A 13296-nucleotide genomic window follows, 5' to 3' on the forward strand; every position below is an offset into this window, starting at 1 on the left:
GGGCTTTTATTTACCCAACAGGGTGTAAAAGGTTTGGAAATAAATAATTAAACGTAATTATTCAAATGAAAACATTCATAAATATATTGGCAAAAGGTATCAATCAATACCTGCTTGCCGGGGCGCTTTTTATAATGGTAGCTTTTATGAGCTGTAAAAAAGAAAAAGTTCCTGCACATAATCCTTCTTCACCTATCAGCATTAGTACATTTATCCCGGCACAAGGCGGCGGCGGTACTGAAGTATTGATCTCCGGTACTAACTTTTCAACAGATACTTCGCAAATTTCAGTTACCTTGAATGGGTTTAAACTGAAGATCATCGGCGCCAATACCAAACAAATGATGGTAGTGGTGCCTAAAAAAGCAGGTTCCGGGCCTATAATTGTAACTATTGGAAAAGGAACCGCAACAAGCACCGATAATTTTACATACCAATATACCAGGACTGTCACTACACTGGCAGGATCAGGCAAAGCCGGCTTTGCAAATGGTAAAGGAACAGATGCCATGTTTGATTTTAGCGGCCAGAACTGGTACAGAAGCTGCGGAGTGACTGTTGATGATAACCTGAATGTCTATGTTGCCGATCCCGGAAATCATTGCATCAGGAAAATTGACACTGCTGGTAATGTATCTACACTCGCAGGTAATCCCCAGGTTTCAGGTTACGCGGATGGTAAAGGGAGTGCGGCAAATTTCTCCCTACCTTACGATGTTGCCGTTGATGCCCAGGGAAATGTATATTCAGTTGATCCGGGAAATTATGATATCCGTAAAATAAGTCCCGATGGCACTGCAACCACCTGGGCCTGGGGAAATCAATCGCCATGGAGCGTTGCTGTCGACAAAACAACAGGTTACGTTTATTACTCCAGTTGCTCAAGTCCCGGAAATATCTACCAGGTATCGGCCCAGTGGACTACCAAACAAGTTATATCCGGTCTTAACTATCCCGCTGGAATCAAATTTGACAAAGCCGGTAACTTATATGTATCAGTTAACGGCGACCAGGTTATCAGGAAGTTCAGTGCCGGCAACTGGAACGGTAGTATCATAGCAGGGCAGCTCGGGGTTTCGGGTTATTTAAACGGAGCGGCTGCAACTGCAAAATTTGCTTATCCATGGGGCATTGCGGTTGACAATAGCAGCAATATTTATGTAGCAGGCAACGGAACCTGGGACGGCGGAAGCTATAATCCCGATCAAAGTATCCGATTTATCCAGGCAAATACTTTTGATGTAAGCACTTTTGCCGGTAGCGGTACAGCGGGCTATGCTGACGCTATAGGAGGATCTGCACTTTTCAGCGGGCCAACCGGTGTTGCTGTTGATAAGAACGGAACCGTGTATGTGTTGGATAAAAATAACAACCGGATAAGAAAAATAGTTTCGGAATAATAACGGTCTGCTTTAAAAATACTATCACAGTTTAGATTTCAACCCCGGCAATATCCTTTGGTTGTCCGGGATAAATAGGAGTAGTAGTTAATAATTGTTTGGTTTAAGAGTACTACGTAGCAGAAAGCGTATTTCTGCTACGGGCCGGTACTGCGTGGTTTTAAGTGCGGATAAACTTAAAGAATGCCAAACAACCGATGCGCCAATTTTTAGAATAAATTTAATGAAACGCTATATAAATATCTTTTTAATACATGTTTTTGCCATTCAGGCAATGGCTTGCAGCAAAAAAACGGTGGGCAATGATGTAATCACCACAACGGGTAATACACGTATATACTATGTATCAGTTAATGGCTCTGATGCCAATTCGGGCAAAATAAATGCACCTTTCTTAACCATCAACACCGCCCTGAGCCATGCTATACCCGGCGATACCGTGATGGTGAGAGGCGGCAGCTATTATGATAAGGTGGTGTTTCCTAAATCGGGGGCAATGGATAAGTTGATCACTTTAAAGGCATATCCCGGAGAAAAGCCCGTAATAGACGGAAGTAAAATAATTGTTTCGGGTTGGGTGTCATTGGTTATGCTGAGCAATGTAAGATATATAACATTGGATGGCTTTGATATTTGCAATCTTACGAGTTCAACTTTTAATACGGATCCTGAAGGAATCGCCATTAACGGTAACTCGCACCATATCACTATTAAAAACTGCAATATCTATAATATAAAAAATAGTGCATCATTAGCTGACTGGCGAAGCGGACATGCTATACTGGCAATTGGTAATGGAACCACCGCCATTACCAACCTGGTTATTACAGGATGTACAGTGCATGATACACAGACGGGCACAAGCGAAAATGTAACCCTGGCAGGCAATATAGATGGTTTCACCTTTAGCCATAATAAAGTATACGATACAGAAAACATCGGGATAATTGTTGCCGGTGGCGATGGCCTAAACCCTAAAGGAGATGTTGCTACTAACTATGCACGTAATGGTGTGATAAGTGATAATATTTTTCACGATAATACCATGACCAGGACCCCGGAAACCTGGGGCCCCGACAGGTACGGTGCTATCTCCATTTATGTTTGTGGCGGTGCTAATACCATTATCGAAAGAAACACAGTATACAACAGCGACCGGGGGATAGGACTGGTAAGTGAAAGCAACGTGTATGCAACCAAAACCACCATCGTGCGAAATAATTTTGTATATAACTGTTATCGCACAGGTATATACATGGGCGATTATCTGAACTACACATCCGGCGGAACTAAAAACTGTTACGTCGTAAATAATACCTTATATCAGAATAACGGTGTATCAGGCGTTTTTGGTGAAATTGAAGGAGAGATAAGGCTTACGGAGCATTGCGACAATAACGTGATCAAAAATAACATAGTTTATGCAAGGCCCGTTGACGTATTTATTCATAAGTATACCACAACAGGCAGCAATAACATTATCGACAATAATTTATACTATACCACAGGCACTCCCCAATGGATCTGGAACAGTACTAACAGCGCACCATATACCGATTTAAATGCCTGGCGCGCAGCCAGCGGTAACGATGCCAATTCAACAAATGGGCAAGACCCTCTTTTGCTGAACACCTCGTCGCCCGATCTTCATATACAAGCGGCCTCTCCTGCAAAAAATACCGGAAATGTAATTTCTGCCGATATAAATGGCGCCACAGATATTGACGGAAATACCCGCATTGTAAATAATAAGATAAGTAAAGGCGCACAGCAGTAAGATGTTTAATTAAAAAAGTATGCTTATGAAATGTAATGTCTATGTTTTTTTAATGCTTGGTTTTGCTATACAGGCATTTGGTTGCAGTAAAAAGAACGATCCCGGCGGTAATGTCACAATTACCGGGAGCACTCATGTTTATTATGTAGCTGCCAACGGGTTAGAGTCAAATAAAGGAACAATTGACGCGCCTTTTCAAACTATCAATAATGCGCTTTCCCATACCATTCCCGGTGATACGGTAATGGTAAGGGGGGGAGTATATAGCGAAAAGGTTGTATTTCCCAAATCTGGCGTAATGGATAAGTATATCACGTTGAAAGCTTACCGTGGGGAAACACCTGTAATTGACGGTAGTGCTTTTAGTGTTAACGGGAGGGAAGCCCTGGTAACCATTGATAAGGCAAAGTATATAGTTGTAGATGGCTTTGAAATACGCAATCTTAAAACCTCAGCCGGCGACCCAAAAGCCATTATGGTTGAAGGTGGCTCTGATTATATTACTATAAAAAACAATACGATATACGGTATTGATTATACTCAGATCCCGCTTAATGGTGGTGGTAACGCCATTTTAATTATCGGAAACACTACCGACCCGGTAACTAATATTACCGTTACCGGGAATACGATACATGACTGTAAAACGGGGTATGGCGAAAATTTAACCATCAATGGTTACGTTGATGGGTTTACAATTACCAACAATACAATTTATAACGCTCAAAATATTGGTATTGACGCAGCAGGCGGCTATGCAGCCAATACTGATCCGGCACTTAACTATGCCCGTAATGGTGTTATTAGCGGTAATACCCTCTATAACATTGAAAGCAAAAGAGGGCCGCTTGGCGGGCATGGTGCCATAGGTATTTATGTAGATGGCGGCAGAAATGTGGTAGTGGAAAAAAACAAGGTATCCGTTACAGACAGGGGGATTGGCGTGGTGAGCGAAACCAATGGCTTCCCTACCGATCATGTTACCGTAAGGAATAACCTGGTATTTAACTGTTGGTGCTCAGGGATCTATATGGGTGGCTATTTAAACTATACAGGCGCCGGTACAAGTAACTCGGCCATTGTTAACAACACCTTGTATAACAACAACCAGGCATTAGGTGCCTTTGGCGAAATAGAAGGGGAGATAAGCATCAGGGAAGATTGCACCAACAACGTTATAAAAAATAACATTATTTATGGCGGGGCATCGGATATGTTTATTCATAAATATACCAACCGCGGATCGGGCAATATCATCGATTATAACCTGTATTACACTATGGGGCCAGCGCAGTGGACCTGGAACGGCGTTGCTTATACCGATTATAATTTATGGAAGGCGGCCTGCAGCGGGGACACCAATTCAACATATGGCGTAAATCCTTTATTTATCAATACATCTGACCTTGATTTTCATTTGCAATCGTCCTCTGTAGCAAAAAATAGCGGACAGGTGATCTCTGATGAGGTTAATGGTACGGTTGATTTTGGCGGCAGTGCACGTATTGTAAATAAGCAGATAAGTAAAGGTGCATATCAATAATCAATACCCATTGTTTTTAATCTTGATTACAAAATGGAAAAGATTCCCACAATTAAAGAGATAGCTAAACGCTTAAAAGTAAGTCCTTCAACAGTGTCGCGTGCGCTTCATGGACATCCCAGCATTGGCCTTGTAACTACCATGCGGGTTAATAAGGTAGCGAGCGAACTAAATTATGAGCGAAATCAAACAGCTGTATTTTTTAAACAACGAAAAACATTAACTATTGGTGTAATTGTTCCGGATTTTTCTGACGCTTTTTTTTCTTCGGCCCTTAGTGGGATAGAAGATTACGCCAGCAAAAGGAATTATAACGTTTTTGTTGGGCAATCGTTAGAAAACCCTGATAAGGAAAAACGTATCCTGGAAACAATGAAAACACATCGGTTAGACGGCATTATCATTTCGATAAGCAAAAATACCACGAATTATGAAGTGTTTGAACAATTGAAAAAATATAACATTCCTGTTGTTTTTTTTGACCGTATTCCTGGTATGGAAGATATTCATTACTCGGCTTGTAATCTCCAATCGGGAATGTTACAGGCCATTGATTGTTTAATAGAAAAAGGGCATCGTAGTATTGGGTTAATTAATGGTCCATCGCAACTGGCTGCAAGTAAAGAGCGCCTGGATGCTTACAAACAGGGGCTTGATAAATATCAGATAGCAGTAAATACTGACCTGATAGTCTCTTCGGATCTGTCGTCGGCGCAAAATACTTATGCTATGCGGCGGCTATTATCTTTAGCGGATAAGCCCACAGCTATTATCACTTTTAACGATTATGTGGCACGCGATGCAATTAAGTTGTTGAAGAACTATAATCTGGCTCCCAATCACGATATTAGCTTTGTCAGTTTTGCAAATTCTCCTATTTGGAGTTTTATGGATAGTGCCCCAATGGCGTCCATTGAACAATTCCCCCAAAAGCAGGGCATAAAAGCGGCCGAAATACTTTTTAAAATAATTGATGATCGCATCAGTGAAGCGTCGTTAACCCCGGTTTTCCATCATGCGGTATTTGATTCCAGTATGGTGTCTCATAGAGGGCGTACCAATGTATAGGATAAGGTTATGAAAGTCCCAATCTCGATTTGCATAAAGCATTAGCGGGTAATATTTATACAAAAAGGGGTTTACATATTTTTTATTAATTACACTTAATTATTTGATTATTAACTATATATGTGAATGTTAACCCTGAATTGTGTTAACCCTGTTAACCCCTCTTTTGTTAATAGAGTAAATCCAACTCAACACTATATATCGCTTAGTATCTGAAAAATTCAAAAAAAGCGAGGCTTATCATACCGCCTCGTTTTTTTTGAATTTATAAGGCAGAGGTTGATGGGCTTGTTGTTTGTATACTCTTTAATATTCCAATTCAAAAGTGTCACTATACTTTAATTTGCTGCTCTTTTGTAAAGATTTGGGAATTTGAATGCTCAACTGCCCATTTTGATAGGCCCATTTTAACTTTTCAGAGTTGCCCAACAGGCTTACTTTTTTAATTCGTTTAATGTTGTTTACAGGAAAACTTACCTCGGCCGGAAGGGTTACATTATCTTTTTCTGATAGCCAGAAGGCATATAATGTGTTTTTTGTTTTTGACCTGGTAAAATATATGTTCCCAACAGAATAAGGTACAACAGGTTCAGAAGCGTAAATTCCTTTTTCGTTAATCTTCATCCAATTTGCAATGTCCTGTAACCTTTGATAGGCAACCGGATTCCAGTCGCCGTCCGGTCCCGGGGCTATATTAAGCAGGAGGTTACCTCCTCTTGAAACTATTTTTATGAGCGTTTGTACCAATTGGCGGCTGGGCTTAAATTCATCATCAGGAACGTAACTCCAGTATTTGCCAATGGTCATACAGGTTTCCCATGGGTAGGATAAGGGCTTGTCTGGTACTTCCTGTTCGGGTGTAGTATAGTTTTCAAATTCGCCGGTCACCGTCCTGTCTACCATGATCAGGCCCGGTTGATGACTGCGGGCCATCTTTGCTATCCGGGCCATATCAAGATCCTGGTTGTAATGTTGCGGGTCGTTATCCTTTGTAACCGATGGTCGTACCCAGCCGCCATCGAGCCATAAAATATCTATTTTGCCATAACCGGTCATTAACTCTTCAACCTGGTTGTAGGTAAAATTTTTAAATTTTTGCCAGCGTTCGGGATATCGTTGCGGATCGTAATTAACGTTATGGTCTTTAGGAGGAAAGTAAGGCCACCAATAATTTTCACTATGCCAGTCGGGTTTTGAAAAATATGCCCCGATCATAAAATTATCTTTACGGAAGGCATTGAATATTTCTTTGGTGATATTGCTTCGCGGATTTTTTGAGAACGGAGTTTTAGGATCGGTGATTTTATAATTTGTTTGTTGGGTGTCAAACATGCTAAAACCATCGTGATGTTTGGTGGTAAAGACTACGTAATTCATCCCCGCAGCCTTGGCCGCTTTAACCCATTTTTCGGGGTTAAAATTGGCAGGGTTAAAGGTGGTTTGGAGGTTTTCGTATGCTTTTTTATAGGCGAAATAATCATTGCTGTAGGGGCCGGTACGTGTAACCCAGTCATCAGGGCAAATAGTCCAGCTTTCGGCCACACCCCATTGGCTGTATGTTCCCCAGTGCATAAATAAACCAAACTTTTTGTCTTGCCAGCGGGCAAGTTTTTGCCGTACCAGCGAATCTTTAGGAAGCTGGTACGTATCTGACATTTTATGTTCGTTTTGTGCCAATACCGCCTGGCTGCATCCTAAAATAAACAGGCAGGGTAAAAGTTTTCGGATCATGATGATATAATACATTGATAGTTTTGTTTTCATAGGTAGATGAGTAAACATTAATTTAAAACCAATTCAATTACCGGTATCTCACTATCGGGCTTGGTTTCCGGTAGATTTAATATCAGGTCGTTACCTGTGCCTTTTGATTTGCTATCCTGTTGTATCTCCGACGCGTCATGTAAAAACTGAACGTATTTTACTTTATCCTTGTAGCCTGGTAAAGTAAGTGTTTTGCCGGGATATGCTAACAAATGCACGTATAAGCGCCGGGTATTTGCATTATAGGTAAGCAGGGTGTGCTCCGGGGCTACAAAGGTTTCCGGAGCTTCGGTACATCTATAAATGGAGCGGCTGTTATATTTCATCCAGGCTGCTATTCCGTCCAGCCTTTCGTTAGCACGTTTATCAAATAAACCGCGTGCAGTAGGGCCCACGTTAAGCAACAGGTTACCTCTTTTGCTTACAGCCTCTATCAGCATGGTAATTAATTGCGTGGTACTTTTCCAGCTGTTTTCGTCGCGGAAATAACCCCAGGAACCAGAAAACGTTTGGCAGGTTTCCCAATAAGTTTTGTAATCGTTTTTTTTGACCCACTCCGATAAATTTACCTGTTCGGGTGTCAGGTAATCCCAACCATCCTGGTATTCATTTAAATCGAGGCGGTTATCAATTATAATATTGGGCTGTAATTTTCTTATTTCTTTAACGAGTTCAACAGATCCCCAGTCTTTGGCCCCTTTCCCATGTTTGCCATTATCAGGGTACGAAAAATCGAGCCATAGCATATCAATTTTGCCGTAATTGGTAAGCAGTTCTTTAATTTGGTTATGCATGTAGGTGCGGTACCTGGCCACATCGCGGCCTTTGTTCAGCTTATCATAATCCTCATCTTTTTCGCTTGCCGGTTGCAGGGGGTGTAAAACATCAACGGTAAAGTCTGGGTGATGCCAATCCAACAGTGAATAATAAAAACCTATTTTTATACCCTCGGCTCTAAATGCATCAACAAACTCCTTTACAAGGTCTCTTTTAGCAGCGGTTTTAGTAGCCTTGTAGTCAGTATATTTTGAATCAAACAGGCAAAACCCTTCATGATGTTTAGTAGTAAGCACAGCATATTTCATCCCGGCTGCCTTAGCTTTCTTTGCCCACTCTTTGGGATTAAACAAATCTGGATTAAACTCATCAAAATAAGGCTGGTATTGCGCATCCGTCATGCGCTCCCATCTTTTTACCCATTCATGCCTTGCCGCCTGCGAATAAAGCCCCCAATGGATAAACATACCAAAGCGGTCATTAGTCCACCAGGACATACGTTTGGCTTTTTGTTCGGGTGTTTCTGTTCCTATTTTCTTTTGGGCATATAAAGGGGAAAATGCAATAAAAACCAATAAAATACCTGTTAACGTTTTTTTCATTTGGAGGATAGCTGACGTCAGTTTTAAGAAAGAGTGTTAAAAAAGGGCGATGTTTTTACATTGATAAAATTTCATCAACCACTTCCAGTAAAGGCCTTTGAGGCTTTTCAGGGTTTAGCTTTTGGTTGTCGTCCACCCATTTTCGTTCCCAGGAAAAGTAATCAGGTTCCTGAACGTTTTTACCTTGCAAATTGCTGCGCAGATAATCAAAATAAATCTCCCAGCGGAGCAAGTAATAGCTATCCATCAGGCCGGCCCACTCTTTATAAGCATACTCATGCAGATTGTCTTCGGTACGCACATTTTCGCCCCAATAGGTAATTTGCATTAATTCGTTTTTTAAATTGTTTGCTTTTTCTTCCGCGGTATTGCCGTTATCTATAGCTTGTTTGAGATAGGTGTTGAGCCTGAAATATTGATCGGTATTTAAGAGGTCATCTGTCAGCCTTATCATATGCAGGAATTTTGCGCTGGCTGCGTTAAATGTTTGCAGATTCTTGCTGTTATAAGCAGTTACCATTTCATTAAATGTGAGCGTGCCTTTATTAGCCAGCAGTTGCCGCACCATATTGATAAGGTCTATTTTATAAGTGGCAGAATTTTTAAGAGCAGGCGCCGCTTTTGCAAATTCTTTTACTGCGTTCGCAAATGCGACCGTGTCATAATTACGGGTAAGCGTACCCCAACTGGATATTGATTTAACTTTAAGTGCAGGGCGCGCACAAAAAATAGATTCGCCAGCCCCTTCCTGGTAACCGGGAAGGCTTTGATAAATGGTTTGTAAAAATCCCTGCCACGCATTACTTGTATGCCCGTTGCTTTTACCATAACGATATTGGGCATATTTGTCGATCCAGCTCCGGGTATCCACATGTTCCTGGTGCCAGCCCAGCTCAAGCATCAGGTCATAGTCAGGTGGATTATTGTTGATACCCTCGGGCATAATCCCCACACCTTTAAGGTAATTGCTGTAAGTGCTATTACGGGCACGGTATACCTCATCGGCAAAGCGCTGCAATTTTCCATACACGCCCGGCCGTTCGCCAAAATTGTTAACGCTGCACCACATAAACGGGGTATTATCATAAGCCTTACGTTTTTCCCAGTTATTGGTAAACTCACCAAAAAGTTCCTGTACCAATACTTTTGATTTATCGAGGCCATCAAGCATGGCCTGCCTGGGATTATCCTGCCAGCCCTGCAATACCCATGTTGAACCGGGGTAGTAATGTTGCATCGATGCTTGTATGGCAGTGCCTGCTTTTTTTAAATCCACGCCTTCCGTTTTACCACCTTCATGAAAAGGGTCGCCGGCAAAAAAATGAATGTTCTTACCGTATAGTTTTTGAATTTCGCTATAGTAGATGCCGGCAATGCGGCTAAACTCAGGATCAGTAGGGTCAAGTATATCAGGTCTTTTAAAAGCACCCCAGGTACCCTGATCAATGATATGTGCTTTGCTTTTGTTTTTTAATGAACTTGGCACCATGCCGTAAAAACCTTGCAACACAGGTTGTATGCCCAACTCCTGCATCCGCTTCATCATTTTTTGTTGAATCAGCTTCCTGTTGTCTATCTGGCTTTGAGGCATGCGACCTCCCCAGCCTTCAATATTTCCCATCAGCCACCACGCGGTATAAGCAGGCCCGACAATGAAACTGTTAATTTCATTTTCAGTGTATCCTATTTTCCTCAGCGTGTTTTGCCATACCGCTTCCATCCCTTCAACAGTAAGCATGGTGTTCACACCATTTAACGCCATCCAGTCAAGTTCCCGCTCCCAGTCGGGCCAGCTATAAAAGCTCATGGTGTAATTATAGGTGCAGTAATTTAACGCATAACGATACTTGGCCCCGGCTTGTACCGTCACTTTTTTGTTAACATTAGGAATAGGAAACACAGGCGACATGTTATCACCCATATGAGACATGGAACGATGGCAATAATATTTTAAATACCAGTTTACACCTACAGCCGCCGCATTGGCTCCGGAAGCGTGGATAACCAGCTTGTTTTTGATAGTTTGCAGTTCAACTATTTCTGACCTGGTGCTTTTTAAAGGTTCAAAAATGATATGGTTGCTTAGCCATGGGGCGCGCCTTTTAACCAGTGCTTTTACAGGATCAAATTGTTGCGCTAAAAGCTGTATAGGCAATAATAAAAGTAGCAGACAGGTTAGTTTTCGCATAAAAATTTGTTGGTTTTTTCTGTTAATACGTCCGAAACTAACTAAAATTTAATAGAAAGATTATGCATAATTCTACGCTCTGGAGCCTTAAAACTTATGCAAACGTTTGTTATTGCAAACACAAACGTTTGCGTAAGTTTTCACTGTTTTTAGATAATAAAGTTTTATCCTTAAGTTAATTGAATCCATGCGGATGCATTTCCTTGTTAGTGAGATGAACAAATTAAAAGAGGATGACAAGGACAAGCGGCAAAAAATGCGGGACCTATTACCAACACTTCCTGACATTCCTGGGATTTTTGAAAAAGCGGGTATAAAGGATCAACATTCATTTATTCGAGAGGTGTTCAAACATCCTCTCACGTATAAAGATGACATGTGTCGAACACATACAAAAAATCCTGCGTTTGCCCATAATTTATTGAAGATTAAAGCAAAAAGACTGCTCGATATCGAACAGCCTTTGCCGGATTTGCCTATAAATCCAATGTGTTACCCGGGACTATACAGATTTCCAAACACTTTATGAGGACTTGAAGGTTCATTGCATTTAATAGTTTGAATGAGTATTAAAAAGATGCCTGCGGGAAGAATGTCCAAGCGTAAATAACCGGCTATAAAAGTTATGTCTCAGCTTCTTCACTTTTAAAGTCCGTAATGGCGGCATCGCGAAGCTGGTAATCCTCAACAACCACCTTTTTGGGGTGCACGTTTATAAATTATTTTACTATCTTGTTCCACATAGTCGCCCGATACTATCGGATATGAATACTTAGGCGCGTACGATACACTATGGCTTCTTATAATTATTTTGTCGTTAACTTTCAGCCTATGCAATTGCTCAAATTCATTGTTAAAGTTCAAAAAACTATTGTCAGACTTTTCCAACCCAAAATTAAGAATGTAATCGTCGTCATCAATCTTCACCATTACTCCAAAACCTAATGCTGAGCCTGGCGGAAGAGAAAGTGAGGTTACAACTCCTTCCATATTAGTATAATCCTTAATGTGCTTCCTTATTTTAGCAGCACCGGCATACACTTTTTTTCCTTCGGGAGACGCTTCCCATTTTTTGTACTTTATACCATCAGGGGTAGCCTCCCATTTTTTCATTTCGGCTTCCCTTTCAGCAGCAGAGAGTGACTTCGGGGTTGATTTTTTAAAAGGTTCATTTTTAATTTTACGATTAGCAAATACAAGTCCGCTTACCACAACCAGCGGTAAGATCAGCGCATAAATGATTTTTTTCATATTTTTTGCAGGTTTAATTAGCATAGATCTATCTCCTGATAAATCAGATCACATAAGACGTACTTTTATTTCTCATATTTTTTAAATTGATTCAGCGAAATTACTTTGATATATTTCATCATGAAGAATTTGGATTGTAAATTAAAATGTAAACATTGTAAATAATAGGTAAAATGGAACAAGACGCGCTAAGAGAGCGTAACACGCAAATAGTTGTGATTTGCTTTCATTCTTTGAACAACTGATATTTGGAACAACCATCCGTGTAACTGAGCTAATGGACGGCACGTTGTGATTTGCTTTCATTCTTTGAACAACTGATATTTGGAACAACCAATGCCAAGCGGAGGCAACGCATCAGACGGTTGTGATTTGCTTTCATTCTTTGAACAACTGATATTTGGAACAACCCAGATGTTTATGACACTAAACAGACAATAGTTGTGATTTGCTTTCATTCTTTGAACAACTGATATTTGGAACAACAATGGGAACACCATCCCTATACACAGAACGGTTGTGATTTGCTTTCATTCTTTGAACAACTGATATTTGGAACAACCGAGAATGGATAAACAGACTACGACAAATAGTTGTGATTTGCTTTCATTCTTTGAACAACTGATATTTGGAACAACACTGGGAAGCGTAGCAGCAAGCGCTGCGTCGTTGTGATTTGCTTTCATTCTTTGAACAACTGATATTTGGAACAACATTTTCGTCACGTTCGCAAACTACAGATAGTTGTGATTTGCTTTCATTCTTTGAACAACTGATATTTGGAACAACTTGAAGGTTGTACTGGTCTGAACCGTCTTTGTTGTGATTTGCTTTCATTCTTTGAACAACTGATATTTGGAACAACACAGACTCATCGTATTGTTCTTTCATATCTGTTGTGATTTGCTTTCATTCTTTGAACAACT

At 40.8% G+C, this 13296-nt stretch carries 9 protein-coding genes and 1 CRISPR repeat array (1 of these 10 running past the window's edge); of the genes, 5 read left to right on the forward strand and 4 right to left on the reverse strand.

From position 1 onward, the window contains the following. Nucleotides 1-65 precede the first annotated feature (65 nt). The 4 genes from MusilaSJ_RS23870 to MusilaSJ_RS23885 all read left to right on the forward strand — a co-directional run bounded on the left by MusilaSJ_RS23870 (nt 66) and on the right by MusilaSJ_RS23885 (nt 5788). Complete coding sequence (locus MusilaSJ_RS23870; RefSeq protein WP_274987272.1) at nt 66-1400, forward strand: IPT/TIG domain-containing protein; 1335 nt, start codon at nt 66-68, stop codon at nt 1398-1400. A 223-nt stretch (nt 1401-1623) separates the two neighbouring features. Next, entirely contained in the window at nt 1624-3177 is a 1554-nt protein-coding gene (locus tag MusilaSJ_RS23875; RefSeq protein WP_274987273.1) for a right-handed parallel beta-helix repeat-containing protein, read from the forward strand. A gap of 25 nt (nt 3178-3202) precedes the next feature. Then, entirely contained in the window at nt 3203-4720 is a 1518-nt protein-coding gene (locus MusilaSJ_RS23880) for a right-handed parallel beta-helix repeat-containing protein (RefSeq protein ID WP_274987274.1), read from the forward strand. 33 nt (nt 4721-4753) lie between these two features. Then, nucleotides 4754-5788 carry a LacI family DNA-binding transcriptional regulator gene (locus MusilaSJ_RS23885; protein ID WP_129570716.1) on the forward strand — a complete coding sequence of 345 codons (1035 nt, stop codon included), beginning with the start codon at nt 4754-4756 and terminating at the stop codon, nt 5786-5788. Nucleotides 5789-6094: 306 nt separating this feature from the next. Here MusilaSJ_RS23885 and MusilaSJ_RS23890 read toward each other — a convergent pair whose 3' ends face one another. Genes MusilaSJ_RS23890 through MusilaSJ_RS23900 form a run of 3 tightly spaced genes read right to left on the reverse strand, consistent with a single transcriptional unit; the run spans nt 6095 to nt 11119 of the window. Then, entirely contained in the window at nt 6095-7552 is a 1458-nt protein-coding gene (locus MusilaSJ_RS23890) for an alpha-L-fucosidase (RefSeq protein ID WP_274987275.1), read from the reverse strand. 17 nt (nt 7553-7569) lie between these two features. Beyond that, the gene (locus MusilaSJ_RS23895) at nt 7570-8931 is read right to left on the reverse strand and encodes an alpha-L-fucosidase (RefSeq protein ID WP_274987276.1); all 1362 of its coding nucleotides are present in this window, start codon (nt 8929-8931) and stop codon (nt 7570-7572) included. A 55-nt stretch (nt 8932-8986) separates the two neighbouring features. Continuing rightward, nucleotides 8987-11119: an alpha-N-acetylglucosaminidase gene (locus MusilaSJ_RS23900; protein WP_274987277.1), complete on the reverse strand. Its 2133-nt coding sequence runs from the start codon at nt 11117-11119 to the stop codon at nt 8987-8989. Nucleotides 11120-11333: 214 nt separating this feature from the next. Here MusilaSJ_RS23900 and MusilaSJ_RS23905 point away from each other — a divergent pair, with 214 nt between their 5' ends. Then, a complete protein-coding gene (locus tag MusilaSJ_RS23905) occupies nt 11334-11648 on the forward strand; it encodes a hypothetical protein (RefSeq protein WP_274987278.1) in 315 nt (104 codons plus the stop codon). 155 nt (nt 11649-11803) lie between these two features. On the opposite strand, the gene MusilaSJ_RS23910 is transcribed toward MusilaSJ_RS23905, so the two are convergent. Further along, the gene (locus MusilaSJ_RS23910) at nt 11804-12370 is read right to left on the reverse strand and encodes a hypothetical protein (protein ID WP_274987279.1); all 567 of its coding nucleotides are present in this window, start codon (nt 12368-12370) and stop codon (nt 11804-11806) included. A 212-nt stretch (nt 12371-12582) separates the two neighbouring features. Continuing rightward, nucleotides 12583-13296: a CRISPR direct-repeat array (repeat unit 46 nt; unit sequence GTTGTGATTTGCTTTCATTCTTTGAACAACTGATATTTGGAACAAC) (it continues 1989 nt past the right edge of the window).

The organism is Mucilaginibacter sp. SJ (assembly GCF_028993635.1).
Taxonomy (GTDB): Bacteria; Bacteroidota; Bacteroidia; order Sphingobacteriales; family Sphingobacteriaceae; genus Mucilaginibacter.